Origin of the sequence: Actinomadura sp. SCN-SB, from assembly GCF_043906805.1 — a bacterium.
Taxonomy (GTDB): domain Bacteria; phylum Actinomycetota; class Actinomycetes; order Streptosporangiales; family Streptosporangiaceae; genus Spirillospora.
Genome location: NZ_JBIMPP010000046.1, coordinates 15,504 through 32,835 on the forward strand (window position 1 = coordinate 15,504; position 17,332 = coordinate 32,835).

Here is a 17,332-nt window from a genome sequence, read left to right on the forward strand (position 1 = left end):
GCTTGATTCCAGGTCGATTACAGACGAAGTGGACAACCTGAAGGTGAGAAGGTCAGGGGGATCGCATGAGCGGCGAATTTCCGAACGAACAGGAACCACGGCAGGGACAGGAACCGCACCAGAGCGGGCAGCGATGGGCCGGTCCACAGGGGCGACCGGCCCCTCACACGCCCCACGGCGGCTACCCGCCGAACCACGGCGCCTGGCAGGGGCAGGGGTACGGATCCACCGGCGCCCCCGCCGCTCCCCCTGCGTACACCGGATGGGGGCTGCGCCGGAAGGTCGCGGCGGCGGCGGCGGTGGTGGCGATCGCGCTCGGCGCCGGAAGCGTGGGGGCGGCGGCCGTGGTCGCGCTGAACGGTGACGAGCCCGTCGTGGGCAGCTCGGCGCCGGTGACGGGGGTGCGGCAGGGGGCCACGATCGCGCAGGTCGCGGCGGCGGTGGAGCCGAGCGTGGTCTCCATCACGGCCCAATCGGGGGCGGGCACCGCCGGCGGCTCCGGCGTCATCATCGACGCCAACGGGACGATCATGACCAACCGCCATGTCGTCGCGAACGCGGACCGGGTCAAGGTCAGGTTCAGCGACGGCCGGACCGCGCCCGCCGAGGTCGTCGGCGCCTCCGACGACATCGACATCGCGGTGGTCAAGGCGTCGGGTGTGTCGGGGCTCAAGCCGGCCTCGCTGGGGAACAGCGACGCGCTCGCGGTGGGCGACACGGTGCTGGCGGTGGGCAGCCCGCTCGGCCTCGACGGCTCGGTGACCGCGGGCATCGTCAGCGCGCTGGGCCGGAACGTCCAGGAGGACGACGGGCCGCGGCAGGTGCCGCCGTTCCTGCGCCAGCGGCTGACCGAGCGGGAGAGCGGCGTGATCGCCAACGCGATTCAGACCGATGCGGCGATCAACCCGGGCAACTCGGGCGGCGCGCTGGTCAACGGGGCCGGGCAGGTGGTCGGGATCAACACCGCGATCGCCACGTCCGGCAACGACTCGGGCAACATCGGGGTGGGCTTCGCGATCCCGATCAACGACGCCCGTAAGGCCGCCCAGTCGATCATCCGGGCCGGCTAGAACATCCCACGGGGGGACGGGGGGAAGGTAAAGAAGCGGCGGCTATGCGAGGTCAAGGGGGCCTTGCGTGGCCGCCAATCCACGTTCTTGGGGCCACCGGGCGTCGCCGTGGGGTCGGCCGGAGGGTCAGCCGCGGGAAATGGGAAGGCATGATCCACGGGCAGCGGGGATAATCGGGGGTATGCCCGGCGACCTTCCCATACGCGGCTCGGTCTCCATCCCGGAGTCCGAGTTGCGCTGGCGTTTCTCCCGTTCCTCGGGGCCGGGCGGCCAGCACGTCAACACCAGCGCGACCGCGGCCGAGTTGTCCTTCGACGTCGCCGGCTCGCCCTCGCTGCCCGAGCCGTACAAGCGGCGGGCGCTGGAGCGCCTGGCAAGGAGGCTGTCGGACGGTGTCCTGACGATCCGGGCCGAGGAGTACCGCTCGCAGGCCCGCAACCGCGACGCGGCCCGCGCCCGCCTCATCTCGCTCCTCTCGGACGCCATCGCGCCCCCGCCGAAGAGGCGGATCCCCAGGAAGGTGCCCCGGGCCGTCAAGGAACGCCGCCTGGAGAACAAGCGCCGCCGCTCCGAGATCAAGCGCCAGCGCTCCGGCCGCTGGTCCTGACGTCCCGGCGGGTCAGACGCGGCCGCCGCGGATGGCGCGCATGGCCTCGCGGCGGGCCTCACCGGACAGGACGTCGATGTAGACCTGGCCGCGCAGATGCCCCGTCTCGTGTTGCAGGCAGCGGGCGAAGTAGCCGGTGCCCTCGACGCGGACCGGCTCGCCCTTCACGTCGACGCCCTCGACCACCGCGTGCGCGTACCGGGGCGTGGGGAAGTTGAGGCCGGGGAGGGACAGGCAGCCCTCCGGCTCTTCGAGCGTGTCGCCGTCCGCCGCGACCAGCGTGGGGTTGACGACGTGGCCGACATGACGTCGTCCCTCGTCGTCCTTGCAGTCGTAGACGAAGACCCGCAGCGGGACGCCGATCTGGTTGGCCGCGAGCCCGGCGCCGTTCGCCTCGTACATGGAGGCGAACATGTCGTCGATAAGGCGTTCCAGGGAGGCGTCGAACGCGCGGACGGGGTCGCACTCGGTGCGCAGGACAGGGTCGCCCAGCCGCCGGACGGGACGCACCGTGCCCCGCCCACGGGCCGCTTCCGGCTTGCTCACGCGAAAAGCCTATAGAAGCAGCGAAGAGGCCATAAACGCGTGTGCGGTGCCCGGTTGATCACCGGGCACCGCACACATCGCGTGGCGTGGTGTCAGTGCGTCTCGCCGTGGCCGCCACCGTGCGCGCCGCGGCCGGACGGAGGCAGCGGGCCGTCGTCCGGGTCGCCCGGGTCGACCGCGGGGGCGCTCTTGGGCTGGGTCGGGATCTGCGGGCCCGGCTTGTCGATCAGCGTGGACTCGGCCTTCTTCAGCGGGTGCTGCTCGCCGGGCGCGGAGCCGGTCCCGGGACCGGAGAGCGGCCCCTGAGAGGGGCCGGACGGCGCGGACGGCTGCCCGCCGGACGGCGAGCCCGCGGACGGCGACGGGGCCGCGTGCCTGGGCCCTGACGGGGCCTGCGTGCCCGAGGACGGCGACGAAGACGGCGAGGGCGACGAAGACGATGCCGACGGGGCCGGGGACGGCGACGGGGTGGCGGCGTGCTTGGCGGGGGCGGCGGGCGCGGACGCCGGGGCCGCCTGCTTGGGCGCCGGGGCCTGGGCGGAGGGCGCGGGGGCCTTGCGCTGCGGCGCCGACGGGGGCGGGCCGGCGTGCTGCCGGACGGCGTCCTCGACCATCTTCTCCAGCGGGCCCGCCTCGTTCTCGGCGGTCAGCAGCCGCACCAGGGTCTCGCTGATCTCGGTGAGCCGCTGCAGCGCCTGGGTGTGGTTCTTGGTCAGCTGGGTGAGCCGCTGGGTGGCGCCCTCGTTGATCACGCTGGCCCGGCGCTCGGCGGTGGTGAGCGTGCGCTCGGCCTCCAGCCGGGCGCTGGTCACCATGTGCTCGGCCTCCTGGGTGGCGGTGTTCAGGACGCTGTCCGACTCCTTCTTCGCCGCCGCCAGCACCTGCTCGGCCTTCTGCTCGGCCTGCGCGAGGTCGCGGTCGGCGTGCGCGCGGGCGTCCTCGATGATCCGCTTGGACTCGGCCTCGGCGTCCTTGCGGATCTGCGCGCCCTTGCTCTCGGCCTCGGCGACCTTGTCCTTGGCCTCGTCCTCGGCCAGGTTGATGATCTGCCGCAGCCGGTCGGACAGATCGTCGCCGGTGGGCTTGCGGGCCTCGCGGACCTCGGCCATCTCCCGGCGGGTGCGCTCCACGTCGTCGAGGGCGCGGGCGAGCCTGGTCTCCAGCTCGCGGATCTGGTTCTGGCTGCGGGCGATGTACTCGTCGACCTGGCGGCGGTTGTAGCCGCGCATGACGATCTCGAAGGTTTCCTCGCGGAGGAGGTTCGGCAGGATCTCGGCTTCGTTGCTCATGGTGCCTTGGGGGTCGTTGGCGGGGATATCACCCCGTCAGGGTCGGAGACAGCACCGGGTCTGGAACCAGTACTGGCAGTGTGGGACAGGCTCTTACAGGGCCGGGACCGTCCGGGCGCCGCGCGTGTCCGGGCGACACGGCCGCGGGCGTCACGGCGGGCTCCGTCTCAACTTGAACATCCAGGGTCGACTCTTGTCCGGTCCACCCCATTCGCGCAACCGGAATGCCTCTTCTCGCTGCAGTTTCTTCGTCCGGACCACGACTCGAAGTCACACGATTTTGGGACATTTCGCGCCTACGGCCATGGGGCAACCTACCGGCGGCCCGCCCGCCGGGCACCGCCGGGCACCCCTCCGCGGAACGGGGTTCCGCCGTCCCCCTACCATCGGCCTCATGAGCGAGGGCGGCATCGAGAACGGTATGAGCCATCACGGTATGAGCTATCGCGGAGCGTTGGGCGAAGACGCGCCGAGGATCCACCCTGAGGCGTGGGTCGCGCCGGGTGCGGTGGTGGTCGGCCGGGTGACGCTGGGGCGCGCGTCCAACGTCTGGTACGGATCGGTGCTGCGCGGCGACGACGAGGAGATCGTGGTCGGCGACGAATGCAACATCCAGGACCTGTGCTGCCTGCACGCCGATCCCGGCACCCCGGCCGTCCTGGAGGACCGGGTCAGCCTCGGCCACAAGGCCATGGTGCACGGCGCCCACGTGGAGACGGGCTCGCTCATCGGGATCGGCGCGATCGTCATGAACGGCGCCAGGATCGGATCCGGGACGCTGGTCGCCGCCGGGGCGCTGGTGCCGCCGGGCAAGAAGATCCCGTCCGGGGTGCTGGTCGCCGGCGTGCCCGGCAAGGTGGTCCGCGAGCTCGGCGAGGACGACCGGCTCGTTCTCGAACACACGCCGGACTCGTACGTGCGGAAGGCCGCGCGGCACCGCTCCGCCCGCTGGACCTGACCGAATGACCCCTTTTGACCTGCGATAACGTGAATCATCCGTGGTCATGGGAGGTTCTGCCGCCCGCCGTCTGACTACGATGACCACGTGGTGTGGGGACCGGGCTATGGGAGCGCGCCGCCGCCCAACCCCTCGATGGGGCCCGCGATGGGGGAGGATCCGTTCGCGGCGGCGGAGCGTGACACGAGGGCGATGGTGGCGGCCGGATGGTGGCCGTCGGCAGCGCCTCACCAGCGCCAGCACGCCATCGGTGGGCGCGTTCTCGTCCTGCCCGACGGCACCTGGTGGCTTTTCGGGGCGTGGGCCCGGTGGTACCGCCTGCACCCCTCGGACCAGCAGTGGTACCTCTGCCCGCCACCCCGCGCGCCCCAGGTGCGCATGGCGGCCCGGCCCGCCGCCCAAGGGGGCGGCCCCGCGCCCCCGCTGCCGCCCCATGTCGTGCCAGCGGGTCCCGACTTCTCCTACGCGCCGCCGCGCCCGCGTCCGTTCGTCGGACGCCCCCTGGACAACGATCTGAGCCTCCGGGTACGCGCCACGGTCGACTCCGCTGCCGCGCTGCCCGTCCAGGAGTACCCCCACTGGTCGAAGGACTTCACACCGCAGACCCCATCCACGGTGGTGGCCTCCTGGGGCGTGATGCTGTGGTGCTCGACGGCACCGGTGTTCGACGCGCGCATGGACGCGCAGATGCTCGACCACTGGAAGCAGTACCGCGCCAAGCCGCTGCCCGAGGTGGACGGTCCCCGCTGGCTCACCCCGCCACCCCTCGAAACGCTGGTCGGCATCTACGCGGAACGGCTTCGGGCCGGACGTGTCGAGGCCGCGGTGGTCGTGTTGCGGACGATGTGGGCCGTGGCCAGCGCCCTACGCGAGGACAAGCGTTTCCGTGTGCGCGCCGACGCCCTCCTGGCCATGCTCAGCACCACCCTGAGCAACCCCACCGTGGACTATGGCGCGCTCCCGTACGGGGACCAGGCCATTGTGCAGCAGTGGCTCACCCGCTGCCCGCCCAACCTCGTGCCCGCGCTGCGCAACGAAAGCTCGCCAGGGGACAACTTCCGGCACGCCTTCTACGCCCTTTCCGAAGAGGTGGCGCGGCACGCTGGGAACCCCGCCGACCCGTCCTACATCGAGCCCCGGCTGGTCGCCGCCGCGTTGCTGGCCGCCGACCTCGCCGTAGTACGCAAAGACGTGGCGGGCACGGTGGTCCCTTGGCTGGACCCCGAGGTCCGCTACACCGTCCAGGCGGTGCTCCAGCAGAACGGCCACCCGCTGAGGCGCCTCTGGCCGAAGGACTTCCGCCTCTCCAGCCCTTTGAGCTCGGTCACCGGGAAGGGCGCGGAGACCCTGCTGGCCACGATGTACGAACTGGACCTGGCCTGGTGCAGGCTGGCCGGTGGGATGCCCGCGCGTCCCAGGGGGTTCCCGGTGCCGAGCGCGGTGGCCGCCTCCCTTCTGGGACGCGATCGTGTTCGCGCGTCCGCCCGTACGTCCACCACTGCGCCCCCACCACCGGTGCAGCCCGCTTCGCCGTCGCCGTACGCGGCGCAGTCGCAGCCCGGGTTCCCTCCTGGCGCCGGTCAAGCCGTTCCGCCTCCGCCGCAACCGGACCGTCCCTTCGTCCAACCGCCCGCCCAGCCCGCGTCCCAGCAGCCGCCTGCGGCAGGGTTCGCCTCCCCTGCCGCCCCCGGCGAGGACCGTGACGACAAGGCCGCCGCCCCGCCATACACGGAACTGGGCTTCCAGCGTCCGACCCCCGCCCCCGCCGCTCCACCGCCCCCCGTCGTCCCCCCGAGCCCCGCCGCCCCGCCGAGCCCCGTCGCTTCGCCGGCTCCTGCCGTTCCGCCGGTCCCGAGCCCGTCCACGCCGACTCCGCCGCCTCCGAGCCCACCCGTCCCGGCGTCCCTCGAAGAGCAGAAGGCGGAAGCGGACCACGTTCCGCCCTACACCCAGCTCGGGTACCAGCCGTCAGGACCTGCGCAACCGCCCCCATCTCCGGCTCAGCCGTCCCAGCAGGGCCCTCCCGTCCCGCCACAGGGACCACCACAGGGTCCACCGCAGGGCCCGCCGCAGGGTCCGCCTCAGCAGCCGCCAGAGCCTCAGGAGCGCCCACGCACGCGCGTACTGGGTCCAGGGGACCTGGAAGAGCCGCCAGAGGACCAGAGGGCTCCGACGCCGCCCGCCCCCGGAGGGCAGGGGGGCGACCTCGGCTCCGGTACGCGGGTCATGTCGGAGACCATGGTCGGCAACTTCGACTTCCTCGACGACACGCCCTCGCCGGAGACGCCCGTCGAGAAGATTCCGCCCCCGCGCGACAGGTCGGAGCCGCGTTCCTTCGCGCGGTTCGGCATCAGCTTCATCTCCGGAGCGCAGGACGCCGCCCAGCTCCTCGACGGCCTGCGCGCCCAGGTCCAGGAGTGGCAGTCACCCGGAGCCGCTCTGGACCAGACCCGCGCGGACAGCGGACCCGAGACCGTCCTGGACGGCGGCGCCGGGCCCGCCACCCGCCTGGACGGCGGCGCCGGCGGGATGACGCGGGCCGACGGCGGCGCAGGGGGCCGCGCCCCGGGACCCAACTCCGGCGTGCCCAACGTGCTGATCGTCGGCGCCCCGCACAGCGGGCAGCGCCGCCTGGCCAGGCTGATCGCGCTGACGCTCGCCGACGCCGGGATCGGGGACGGGTCGATCCGCGCCCATGACGCCGGCGACGTCCGGGACGCGGCGGCCCAGCGCCTCCCCGAGCTGCTGGGCCGGCAGGGCCCCGCCATCCTGTTCGAGCGGCTGGACGTGGCGGTCACCTCGGCCGCCGACCCGGCCGCCGCCGCGGCGGCGGTGCGCCGCGCCCGCCGCCTGCCCGCCACCTCCGCGCCGCTGATCGCGACCTGCGAGCCGGCCGCCTACAAGAGGCTGCTGCAAGAGCATCCGCGCCTTGTCGAGGTGTTCCGGGTGTACCGGTTGCCCGACTTCGGCGACCCCGACCGCCGGATGACGCTGCTGCACCTGCTGGCCGACGAGCGGCGCGTCACCATCGGCGCGTCCGCGCTGGAGGTCGCCAGGGAGGACCTGCAACGGCTGCGCGGGCCCGGCGACCTGGTGAACGCGCGGCTCGTCGAGGCGTACCTCGACCTCGCCTGCCAGCGCCACCTCGAACGCGCGGGCGGCGCGTCCAGGGATCGGCTGGTCCTGACGCCCGACGACCTCACCGGCGTCGCCGAGGGCATCGAGCCCGCGCTGCGCCCGCCCGGCGACATCGACGGCTACCTGGCCCGGCTCGACCAGCTGATCGGTCTGGAGGAGGTCAAGGAGGCCGTACGGGAGCTGGCGGAGGCGGCCGTGCTGGAGGCCGACCGCGCCCGGCACGGCGTGGGCGGCGGGCGTCCCCTGCACCTGATCTTCCTGGGCCCGTCGGGCACCGGGAAGACGACCGTGGCCGGGCTGCTCGGCGGCATCTACGCGGCGCTCGGCCTGCTGGACTCCGGGCACGTGGTGGCGTGCCGTCCCGTCCATCTGGCCGGCCGCGACCAGCTCGACGTCGAGAGGCGGGTCGCGGGCATGGTCGAGCAGGCGCTGGGCGGCGTCCTGCTGGTCCAGGAGGCGCACCTGCTGGACCGCGTGCCCGCCGTGGTGAACGAGCTGCTGCGGGCCATGCGCCGGCGAGGCCGGCGGCTCATGGTGGTGTGCTCGGGACTGGCCCCGGAAATGGAGGGCTTCCTGGCGGGCAACCCGGCGTTCCGCGACGAGTTCCAGCGGACGCTGGAGTTCGAGGGCATGGGCGACCGGGACCTCGTCCGCCTGTTCCAGTCCTACGCCGAGCGCGATCTCTACACCCTGGACGAGGAGCTGCGGGTCGAGCTGATGTCCCGGTTCGAGCGGCTTCGCGGCGACCCGGGCTTCGCGTTCGCCCGTACCGTCCGGGCGCTGTTCGAGCAGACCGTGGCCCGGCAGGCGGCCCGGCTGGCCGGGGCGGACGTCAACGCCGCCACCGTGGCCCGGCTGACCGCCCGCGATCTGCCGGAGTCGCCGCTGGAGCAGATGATGGGCGATTTCCGGCAGCGCTAGTGACCATCGGGAGATAGTTCGCTATCCGGCTCCATGGCCGGGAAGACCCGTGACCAGAGTGGTCCGCGAATGGCCCTCTTGGGTCATGTGCCCGCGGGGGGTGTGCGCGTAGCCTCGGTAGGGGTGTGGGGGAACGAACGGAGGTGGACGCGGTGTGCCAACAGATCTTTGATGTTCGCGTCCACGACCGGGTCGCGCTGGACGAGATCGAGCTCTATGCCGAGATGCTCAGCGCCGTGGCGGCGTCCGAGGGGCCGCTGACGCTGGATGAGATCGACATGGTGCTCGGGGTGCGTTCCGGTGAGGCCGGTCGTCGCGAGCTGTCGCCGCAGGACCAGTGATACCGCAGCGGGCCGGGGCCGCCCGAGAAGGCGCCCCCGGCTCCCCCCTGTGCGCCGGACGTCCCCCTTGGTCCCCGGTAGGCCCCCGGTTGGTCCCCCCGGGAGGACCGTGTCTCCCGATTCCTTTGGATGTGTCCTAGATCGGTCCCGATCGGCCTAGGACGGGGGTCCCGATCCCTGAAGTAGCCGGAATGTTAAAAATCTCACCTATGTTCCTCCTGGGTCAGGAGCGGTCACCCAGGGTGACCGGCGGGGCCGGAGACGCCCGGAACCCCGGCGCCATAGGGCCTGCGGGCTCCGGACCGGAGGTGTCCCGCGTGTGTGCATTGATGCCGCTAGGGCACCCTTGTAGGTGAGAGGTCGGCGGACACCAGCCGAAGATGGGGCAAAGGTTCTTTTTACGCCTGGTTGCGCCTACGATCCTCACCGGACCGTTCCGGCACTTCAGGAGTACGACGTGCGATTGCGTCTCACGCCTCGCGAGGACAGCTTCTACGACATGTTCGCCGACTCGGCGAACAACCTGGTGACGGGAGCCAGGCTGCTCGTGGAGCTCATCAGCGACGGCAGCGACAGGGAGGCGATCGCGGAGAAGATGCGCGCCTGCGAGCACGCGGGCGACGAGTGCACCCACGCGATCATGCGGCGGCTGAACGAAACGTTCATCACCCCGTTCGACCGTGAGGACATCTACCGCCTGGCCTCCACGATCGACGACGTGATGGACGAGATGGAGGAGGCCGCCGACCTGGTCGTGCTCTACAAGATCGAGGAGTTCCCCAAGGGCATCGTGTCGATGGTCGAGGTGCTCGAACGCGCCGCCGAGCTCACCGCCGAGGCGATGCCGCGGCTGCGCTCCATGAAGGAGCTCAACGAGTACTGGATCGAGATCAACCGGCTCGAGAACCAGGGCGACCAGGCGTACCGCAAGCTGCTGGCCCACCTGTACGGCGGCGAGTACGACGCGCTGACGGTGATGAAGCTGAAGGAGGTCATCGACCGGCTGGAGGAGGCCGCCGACGCCTTCGAGCACGTGGCCAACACGGTCGAGACCATCGCGGTCAAGGAATCATGAGCTCGTCCGGAGAGGTGCGCAGCGCGCCGCCGGACCCCCGTCCCGCGACCCCGGAGGACGAGCCGGGGGACGGCGCGACCATCGTCGCGGGCCGTCCCGCCGCCGAACCCTCCCTCGCCGAACAGGCCCGCCGCGGCCCGGTCAAGTTCTGGCCCGTCCTGCTGGTCGGCGTGCTGCTGGTCATGCTGGCCGGCGCGCTGGGGCTCCGCTCGGACGCGCAGCTCGCCGTGCTCATCCTGGTCGTCGTGGTCGCGCTGGTCTTCGACTACACCAACGGCTTCCACGACGCGGCCAACGCCATCGCCACCTCGGTGTCCACCCGGGCCCTGACACCCCGCGCGGCGCTGCTGATGGCCGCCGTGATGAACCTGATCGGCGCGCTGCTGGGCGTCGAGGTGGCCAAGACCGTCAGCGAGGTGATCACCCCGCCGACGGGGCTGCACGGCCTCACCGTGGTCGCCGCCGGCGTCCTCGGCGCGATCACCTGGAACCTGATCACCTGGTACTTCGGGCTGCCCTCCTCGTCCTCCCACGCCCTCATCGGCGGCGTGGTGGGCGCGGGGCTCGCGTCGGCGTCCTCGGTGAGCTGGACCACGGTCGCCGAGAAGGTCGCCATCCCCATGGTGCTGTCCCCGGTGGCCGGGTTCTGCCTCGCCTACCTGGTGATGGTGGCGATCCTGTGGATCTTCCGGCGGGCCCAGCCCAGCCGGGTCGGCCGCCGCTTCCGCATCGCCCAGTCGGTGTCCGCCGCGTCGATGGCCCTCGGCCACGGCCTCCAGGACGCCCAGAAGACCATGGGCATCATCGTGCTGGCGCTCGTCACCACCGGGCACTCCGACGGCCAAGGCGTCCCGCTGTGGGTGATCGTCTCCTGTGCCGGCGCACTGTCGCTCGGCACGTACGCGGGCGGCTGGCGCATCATGCGGACCCTGGGCCGCCGCGTGATCGAACTCGACCCGCCCAAGGGCTTCGCCGCCGAAGCGACCGCCTCGATGATCTTGTACGCGACCGCGTACTTCTGGCACGCTCCAATCTCCACCACCCACACCATCACCTCATCGATCATGGGCGTGGGCGCCACCAAACGCCTGTCGGCCGTCCGTTGGGGCGTGGCGGGCAACATCGTCACCGCTTGGGTCCTCACCATGCCCATGGCCGCCTCAGTAGCCGCCCTGGTCTACTGGCTGGTCCATCTCTTCGGGGCATAAGCCACGCCCCGCGCGGGGACAAGGGGCGAAGACCCCGGTGTAGGGGCGGAGCCCCTACACCGGGGTCACTCTTACTCCCCTGAGATGCGGGTCAGGGGTGGGGGTGAGATCGGGGAGTTGGCGGTCATGTAGGCGACGAAGGCGTCCAGGTCGATCGGGCCGAGGACCTGGTCGGTGCCTTCGGTGAAGACCGTGAAGCCGTCGCCGCCGCCCAGCAGGAAGTTGTTGGCGGCGACCCGGTAGGACGCGGCCGGGTCGACGGGGGTGCCGTCCACGGTGATGCCCGAGACACGGTCCCCGACGGGGCGGCCGCGGTCGATGGTGAAGCGCAGCGTGGAGGAGGGTTGCAGGATCTTCTCGCCCGCGCTGGTCCACTGCTGTTCGAGCAGGGCGTCCAGTTGGGCGCCCGTGAGGGTGACGACGCCCATCAGGTTGCTGAACGGCTGCACCTGGAACGCCTCGCCGTAGGTGACCACGCCGTCGCCCTCGGAGCCGCCGGCGGCGAAGGTCAGGTCGGCGCGGACGCCGCCGGGGTTCATCAGCGCGATCTGGGCGCCTTCGCCCTTCATGGACTCCAGCTGGGCGTCGGCGATCACGTCGCCGAGCGCGGTCTCGCCGGACGGGGACGGGGCGCGGGTGAGGTCGGCGGTGATGGTGCCGATCGGCCGGCCGGCGCGTTCGGCGACCCGGTCCCTCCAGGTCTGGACGAACGCCTCGGTCGCCGGGTCCGGCGGGATGGTCCGGGTCACCACGTGGTTGTCGCCCTTCAGGGAGGAGCGGACGACGTCCCCGGTGCGCCGGTTCACCTTGAAGTCGACCTGGGTGATGACCCGTCCGAAGGAGGAGCCGGAGGAGTAGAGCCTCGGCTTGCCCTTCGGGTCGGTGACGGTGCACACGTACTGCTGGTGGGTGTGCCCGGACAGCACGACGTCGATCTCCGGGTCGGCGTCCCTGGCGATCCGCGTTCCCGCGCCGGGCTCCACGCCGCAGGCGTCGGGGCGCTGGCCGGACGGGACCTGGTCGCCCTCGTGGACGAGCAGGACGATCGACTTCACGTGGCGCTTCTTGAGTTCGGCCGCGGCCCGGTTGGCGGCCCTGACCTCGTCGTCGAAGGTCAGGCCCTGGATGCCCTGGGGCGTGACGATGGTCGGCGTGGTCTTGGTGACGACCCCGATGAATCCGACCCGCACGCCGTTGACGTGGCGGATCGTCCAGGGCTTGAGGATGGGCTTGTGGTTCTTGCGCAGGACGTTGGCCGCCAGGTAGTCGAACTTGGCGCCCTTCCATTTCCCGGCGGGGGAGCAGCCGTCGACGGGGTGGCAGCCGCCGTTCTGGATCCGGCGCAGCTCGTCCTGGCCTTCGTCGAACTCGTGGTTGCCGACCGCGGACGCGGTGACCCCCACCCGGCCGAGGAAGTCGACCGAGGGTTCGTCGTGGAACGCGGCGGAGATCAGCGGGGACGCGCCGATCAGGTCGCCCTGCGCCACGGTCAGCGTGTCGCGGCCGGCCAGCCGCTTGAGGTGGGCGGCCACGTAGGCGGCGCCTCCGGCCGGTACGGACGCGCCGTTCTCGTCGATGGCCGTGCCCGAGCTTCCGGTCGGCGGTTCCAGGTTGCCGTGGAAGTCGTTCAGGGACAGCAGCCGCACGGACGCGGTGGGCGCCGGGCCGGCGGAGGCGGGTTGCGCCGCCACCGCCACCGCGGCGACGACCGCGGTCCCGCACGCCATGAGGATCCGTCGTCGAGTCATTCCCGCACCGTAGAAGGGGCTCGACTACGGTCGTCCGGCGGCCACATGACGTTTTCGTGACGGTTCTGCCAGGAGCCGCCGGGCATCGTCCCCGTGCGGCCGCGTAGAGTCCCGATCATGACCGGGCGCGGTGACGTGGCATGAGCGAACGGGGCGAGAGCATGACCGAGAGGCTGTCCGACTCCGAGATCTCCCAGGTGCTCTCCCTGGTGGAGGCGGCCACGGAGGAGGACGGGGTGGCCCCCCTGTCCGAGCACGCGCTGCTGCGGCTCCGCAACGGCGGCCACGGCCTGACGATCGCCGATCCGTCCGGCACGGTCGTCGCGTACGCGCACCTCGATCCGGCCACGGAGGACGAGAGCGCCTCCGCCGAACTGGTCGTCCATCCGTCGCATCGCCGCCAAGGGTACGGTCGCGCGCTGCTGCGCACTCTGCGGGACGAGGCTGGTGGTCCCCTCCGCGTGTGGGCTCATGGCGACCTGCCCGCCGCGGCGGCGCTGGCCGAGGCCGAGGGCCTGCGCCGTGTCCGGGCGCTCTTCCAGATGCGCCGCCCCGCCGCCGATCCGCTGCCCGAGTTCCGCGTCCCCGATGATGTGCGGCTGCGCACGTTCGTCCCGGGACGGGACGAGGAGGCGTGGCTGGAGGTCAACCGCCGCGCGTTCGCCGACCATCCCGAGCAGGGCGCCTGGACGATCGAGGACGTCCGCCAGCGCGAGCGGGAGCCCTGGTTCGACCCGTCCGGGTTCTTCCTGGCCGAAGGCGTCGCCACCGGGAAGTTGCTGGGCTTCCATTGGACGAAGGTCCACCCGGACGGCGCCGGGGAGGTCTATGTGGTCGGCGTCGATCCGGACGCCCAGGGCCACGGCCTCGGGCGTGTCCTGACCCTGGCCGGTCTGCGTCATCTCCAGCAGCGCGGCGTGCCCTACATCCTGCTTTATGTGGACGAGTCCAACGCGGCGGCCGTCCGCCTCTACGAGTCCTTGGGCTTCACCCGTCACATCGTCGACGTCATGTACGGCACCGCCTGACATTCAGTCCGAAAAGTCCCGGTATGTCCGCCGGTTCTTGCGGATTCTTGGGCGGAATGACCTGCGGCGTTAACTCCACGTCCACCGTTCCGCGAGGCACTCTTCGCCCCCCTTGCAAGTGGCGTTCATGTCTCGTTCATCTGGTTCGGGGGGACTAGTCATCTCCCCTGCCTACGGTCTCTTCCGACGGTGACCCCCTTACCTGGGCAAATCGCCCCAGCCCGCAGTCGGGGACACCGCCTGACCATGAACTCAGAGGAGACCTACCGGTGAAGAACGGTTCTCGGCTCGCCGCCCTTGGCGGTGTGGTCGTGGCGGGCGCGCTCGCCCTCAGCGCCTGCGGGAGCGACGGCAACCAGGGCGCCGCCGGCGCGTCGAGCGTGCCCACCGGCGCCATCGACTGCGCGAAGGCGACGGTCAACGCCGCCGGCTCCAGCGCGCAGAAGAACGCCATCGAGGAGTGGACCAAGATCTATGCGCAGAAGTGCGCGGGAGCCAACCTGAACTACAACCCGAGCGGCTCGGGTGCGGGTATCCAGGCGTTCACTCAGGGCCAGGTGGCCTTCGCCGGGTCGGACTCGGCCCTCAAGCCCGAGGAGGCCACGGCCGCCAAGCAGCGCTGCCAGGGCTCGGACGCGGTCAACCTGCCGATGGTGGTCGGCCCGGTCGCCGTGATCTACAACCTGCGGGGCGTGGACGGCCTCCAGCTCTCGCCGGAGACCCTGGCGAACATCTTCTCCGGCAAGATCAAGAAGTGGAACGACCCGGCGATCGCCAAGGAGAACTCCGGGGCGTCCCTTCCCGCGAGCGACATCAAGCCGGTGTACCGCGCGGACGAGTCCGGCACCACGGAGAACTTCACCAAGTACCTCAAGGCCACCGCGCCGAGCGCGTGGACCTGGGAGCCGGCGAAGAAGTGGCCGGGCAGGGCCGGCCAGGGCGCCAACAAGTCCGACGGCGTCACCGCGCAGGTGAAGAACGGCGCCGGGACGATCTCGTACGTCGAGATGTCCTACGCCGAGACCAACAAGCTGCAGACCGCCAAGATCAAGAACGGTGCGGGCGAGTACACCGCGCTGAGCGCGGACACCGCGTCCAAGGCCGTGGCGGGCGCCAAGGTCGTCGGCACCGGCAACGATGTCGCGCTGGAGATCGACTACGCCACCAAGGAGCCGGGCGCCTACCCGATCGTCCTGGTGACCTACGAGATCGCCTGTGAGAAGGGCCTGCCGGCCGAGCAGGCGCGGTTCGTCAAGTCGTTCCTGACCTACACCGCCAGCGCGGACGGCCAGAAGGTGCTGACCGACATCGGGTACGCGCCGCTTCCCGCCGAGGTGCTGACGAAGGTCCAGACATCCATCAAGGCGCTGTCCTGAGCACCGATCCCGACGACGGCAGCCCCGCCACCGACGACCTCGGTGGCGGGGCCGTCCCGGGTTCCGGGGGCGCAGGCTCCGGCAGCAGAGGAGGATCACCCGTGACCACGCAGACCGGCGTCGAGTCGAGCGTCGGCGCCGAACACCGGGCCGCCGGACGGCGGATGAGCACCGGCAGGGCCGGGGACAGGGTCTTCGCCGGGGCCGCCCGCGGCTCCGGGATCATCGTGCTGGCCATCATGGCGGCGATCGCGGTGTTCCTGATCTGGAAGGCGATCGGCCCGCTGCGGGAGAACCAGGCCGACTTCCTGACCTCGCAGACCTGGGACCCCAACGCGACGCCGCCCCGGTTCGGCATCGCGCAGCTGACGTTCGGGACCGTGGTGTCCTCGCTGCTGGCCATGCTGATGGCGACCCCGGTGGCGATCGGGATCGCGCTGTTCATCTCGTACTACTCGCCGCGCCGGCTCGCGGCCGGGCTGGGCTACCTGGTGGACCTGCTCGCGGCCGTGCCCAGCATCGTGTACGGGCTGTGGGGCCTGATCTTCCTCTCCCGGCACATGGAGGGGATCAGCTCGTTCCTCAACGGCGCGCTGGGCTGGATCCCGCTGTTCGGCGGCGACAGCCCCGGCAAGAACTCGATCTTCACCGCCTCGGTGGTACTGGCGATCATGATCCTGCCGATCATCTCGTCCATCTCCCGCGAGGTGTTCCTACAGGTGCCGCAGGCGCACATCGAGGCGTCGCTGGCGCTGGGCGCCACCCGCTGGGAGATGATCCGGATGTCGGTGCTGCCGTACGGCCGCTCCGGGATGATCGGCGCGTCGATGCTCGGGCTCGGCCGCGCCATGGGCGAGACCATCGCCGTCGCGATGGTGCTGACCTTCGTCCCCGGCATCAACCCGCACATCCTGGAGGACGGCGGCGCCACCTTCGCCGCCAACATCGCCAACAGCTTCGCCGAGGCCACCCGCACCGGGCAGGGCGCGCTGATCGCCTCCGGGCTGGTGCTGTTCGTCATCACCCTCATCGTCAACATGGCGGCGCGCGCCGTCGTCGCCCGCCGCAGGGAGTTCGTGTGAGCGCCGCACCGGCCACCGGCCTGAGCAAGCCCACCCGCACCGGGTCCGAGCTGACCTCGGTCTCCCTCCGCCGCAAGATCAAGGACCGGCTGGTGCAGGTGCTGGTCTACATGGCCTTCGCGCTGGCGGTGATCCCGCTGGTGTCGGTCCTGTGGACGGTGGTCGCCAACGGGCTGGCCCGGCTGGACGGCACGTTCTTCCGGTTCTCCATGAACGGGCTGAGCGGCCGCGACCCGGGCGGGGGCGCCTACCACGCGATCGTCGGCACCCTGGAGCAGGTGGCGATCACCAGCCTGATCGCGGTGCCGATCGCCGTGCTCACCGCGATCTACCTGGTGGAGTACGGCAACGGCGGCCGGCTGGCGCGCGTGATCAGCTTCTTCGTGGACGTGATGACCGGCATCCCGTCCATCGTGGCGGGGCTGTTCATCCTGGCGCTGTGGCTGCTGACCTTCGGGTTCGAGTTCTCCGGGTTCGCCGGTTCGCTGGCGCTCACCATCCTGATGATCCCGACCGTGGTGCGGGCCACCGAGGAGATGCTGAAGCTGGTCCCCGCCGATCTGCGCGAGGCGTCGTACGCGCTGGGCGTGCCGCGCTGGCGGACGGTCTGCTTCGTGGTGCTGCCCACCGCGATGACCGGCATCGTCACCGGGATCATGCTGGCGGTGGCACGGGTGATGGGCGAGACGGCGCCGCTGCTGCTGACCATCTTCTTCACCAAGGCGATCAACACCAATCCGTTCGATGGGCCGCAGGGCTCGCTGCCGACCTTCATCTGGGAGCAGGCCGCCGACCCCAACCAGAACTCCATCGACCGGGCCTGGACCGGCGCGCTGGTGCTGATCCTGATCATCATGCTGCTGAACCTGGGCGCCCGGATGATCGCCCGCCTCTACCGCCCCGCCGGAGGACGCTGATCCGTCCCCGCCCCGCGCCCCTCCGGCC

At 71.4% G+C, this 17,332-nt stretch carries 14 protein-coding genes; 11 read left to right on the top strand and 3 right to left on the bottom strand.

The features are described 5' to 3' along the window. The first annotated feature begins 65 nt into the window (after positions 1–65). On the top strand, positions 66–1,070 hold the full coding sequence (locus tag ACGWYJ_RS25965; RefSeq protein ID WP_395108938.1) for a S1C family serine protease: 1,005 nt from the start codon (positions 66–68) through the stop codon (positions 1,068–1,070). A gap of 181 nt (positions 1,071–1,251) precedes the next feature. Continuing rightward, the gene (arfB, locus tag ACGWYJ_RS25970; RefSeq protein WP_395108939.1) at positions 1,252–1,677 is read left to right on the top strand and encodes an alternative ribosome rescue aminoacyl-tRNA hydrolase ArfB; all 426 of its coding nucleotides are present in this window, start codon (positions 1,252–1,254) and stop codon (positions 1,675–1,677) included. Positions 1,678–1,689: 12 nt separating this feature from the next. On the opposite strand, the gene def is transcribed toward arfB, so the two are convergent. Together def and ACGWYJ_RS25980 are read right to left on the bottom strand one after the other, a co-directional pair. Then, positions 1,690–2,223: a peptide deformylase gene (gene def, locus ACGWYJ_RS25975; RefSeq protein WP_395108940.1), complete on the bottom strand. Its 534-nt coding sequence runs from the start codon at positions 2,221–2,223 to the stop codon at positions 1,690–1,692. Between the two features lie 92 nt (positions 2,224–2,315). Then, the gene (locus tag ACGWYJ_RS25980; protein ID WP_395108941.1) at positions 2,316–3,512 is read right to left on the bottom strand and encodes a DivIVA domain-containing protein; all 1,197 of its coding nucleotides are present in this window, start codon (positions 3,510–3,512) and stop codon (positions 2,316–2,318) included. A 436-nt stretch (positions 3,513–3,948) separates the two neighbouring features. On the opposite strand from ACGWYJ_RS25980, the gene ACGWYJ_RS25985 reads away from it, so the two are divergent. The 5 genes from ACGWYJ_RS25985 (at position 3,949) to ACGWYJ_RS26005 (ending at position 11,153) form a co-directional block, all read left to right on the top strand. Next, positions 3,949–4,470, top strand: coding sequence for a gamma carbonic anhydrase family protein (locus tag ACGWYJ_RS25985; RefSeq protein WP_395108975.1), 522 nt, complete (start codon positions 3,949–3,951; stop codon positions 4,468–4,470). Between the two features lie 87 nt (positions 4,471–4,557). Beyond that, on the top strand, positions 4,558–8,529 hold the full coding sequence (locus ACGWYJ_RS25990; RefSeq protein WP_395108942.1) for a hypothetical protein: 3,972 nt from the start codon (positions 4,558–4,560) through the stop codon (positions 8,527–8,529). A gap of 125 nt (positions 8,530–8,654) precedes the next feature. Further along, on the top strand, positions 8,655–8,870 hold the full coding sequence (locus ACGWYJ_RS25995; RefSeq protein ID WP_285699075.1) for a hypothetical protein: 216 nt from the start codon (positions 8,655–8,657) through the stop codon (positions 8,868–8,870). A 457-nt stretch (positions 8,871–9,327) separates the two neighbouring features. Next, positions 9,328–9,945: a DUF47 domain-containing protein gene (locus tag ACGWYJ_RS26000; protein ID WP_395108943.1), complete on the top strand. Its 618-nt coding sequence runs from the start codon at positions 9,328–9,330 to the stop codon at positions 9,943–9,945. Positions 9,946–10,127: 182 nt separating this feature from the next. Continuing rightward, positions 10,128–11,153: an inorganic phosphate transporter gene (locus ACGWYJ_RS26005; protein ID WP_395108976.1), complete on the top strand. Its 1,026-nt coding sequence runs from the start codon at positions 10,128–10,130 to the stop codon at positions 11,151–11,153. A gap of 71 nt (positions 11,154–11,224) precedes the next feature. Here ACGWYJ_RS26005 and ACGWYJ_RS26010 read toward each other — a convergent pair whose 3' ends face one another. Next, positions 11,225–12,901 carry a bifunctional metallophosphatase/5'-nucleotidase gene (locus ACGWYJ_RS26010; RefSeq protein ID WP_395108944.1) on the bottom strand — a complete coding sequence of 559 codons (1,677 nt, stop codon included), beginning with the start codon at positions 12,899–12,901 and terminating at the stop codon, positions 11,225–11,227. A gap of 140 nt (positions 12,902–13,041) precedes the next feature. Here ACGWYJ_RS26010 and mshD point away from each other — a divergent pair, with 140 nt between their 5' ends. From mshD to pstA, 4 genes are all read left to right on the top strand, one after another. After that, on the top strand, positions 13,042–13,929 hold the full coding sequence (gene mshD / locus ACGWYJ_RS26015; RefSeq protein WP_395108945.1) for a mycothiol synthase: 888 nt from the start codon (positions 13,042–13,044) through the stop codon (positions 13,927–13,929). A 269-nt stretch (positions 13,930–14,198) separates the two neighbouring features. Beyond that, on the top strand, positions 14,199–15,305 hold the full coding sequence (pstS, locus tag ACGWYJ_RS26020; RefSeq protein ID WP_395108946.1) for a phosphate ABC transporter substrate-binding protein PstS: 1,107 nt from the start codon (positions 14,199–14,201) through the stop codon (positions 15,303–15,305). Between the two features lie 101 nt (positions 15,306–15,406). Next, positions 15,407–16,387, top strand: a complete 981-nt coding sequence (pstC, locus tag ACGWYJ_RS26025; RefSeq protein WP_395108947.1) for a phosphate ABC transporter permease subunit PstC — start codon at positions 15,407–15,409, stop codon at positions 16,385–16,387. After that, positions 16,384–17,304: a phosphate ABC transporter permease PstA gene (pstA, locus tag ACGWYJ_RS26030; RefSeq protein WP_395108948.1), complete on the top strand. Its 921-nt coding sequence runs from the start codon at positions 16,384–16,386 to the stop codon at positions 17,302–17,304. Before pstC ends, pstA begins: the two co-directional genes overlap by 4 nt. Positions 17,305–17,332 lie beyond the last annotated feature (28 nt).